This is a genomic window from Vibrio sp. 2134-1 (genome assembly GCF_033339495.1).
In genome coordinates this window covers 1-645 of sequence record NZ_JAWOUS010000545.1, presented here as the reverse complement: position 1 = coordinate 645, position 645 = coordinate 1, and the positions used below count along the sequence as shown (strand labels likewise).

At 38.3% G+C, this 645-nt stretch carries 1 protein-coding gene; it reads left to right on the top strand.

Going from position 1 to position 645, the window contains the following annotated elements; genetic code table 11:
• Positions 1-406 precede the first annotated feature (406 nt).
• On the top strand, positions 407-645 hold a 239-nt coding region (locus R7R78_RS27135; RefSeq protein ID WP_225474739.1), incomplete at its 3' end, for a TraB/GumN family protein.

Below are 645 nucleotides of genomic sequence, written 5' to 3'. Positions count from 1 at the left end.
CTCACCAAGAAAAAATATAAACACATTTATTTCATGCACTTACAGCCAACGTCAAAATCGAACAACTTATTTTGACGAGTTTGTTGCGATCTAAATCACCGATTCCGATTGATTTGGTATGACTTTGTAGGATTCGGATCACATCTGATTATTTTGTGAACCATTAATAACAAACTCACCAATTTAGCTTTCGTGAAGTCAATCTCATTTTTAGCGTGTCAAAACTCGTCAATATTGTTTGAAATGACGTTTTTGTCGATTGGTTGGTCTATCCAATCGTTGCAAAAAATAGTTTTAAAGTGGGCTCTGGTGTCTAAGCTTTATTTGGGTATAAAGTAATATCCCCTGTGAGTTGTAGATGCTGAAATCAGAGTCTCACCATAAGATTCAGCCGAGGATAAAAACTATGTTTCGCCTAATGACACTGATGTCATCTCTTTTTGTTATCTTTACCTCTTTTTCGTCCTACGCTGAGCCTCAACACTGGCGAGCTAAAAAAGGCGACACGGAATACATGATTATCGGCTCCGTACATGTCGGTGATAACAGCATGTATCCACTTCCGAAAAACATCACCAAGTTTTTGGACCAAAGCTCAGGCTTAATTATTGAGGCCGATGTAAGAAGTTCTGAAGGTGTGGTGTA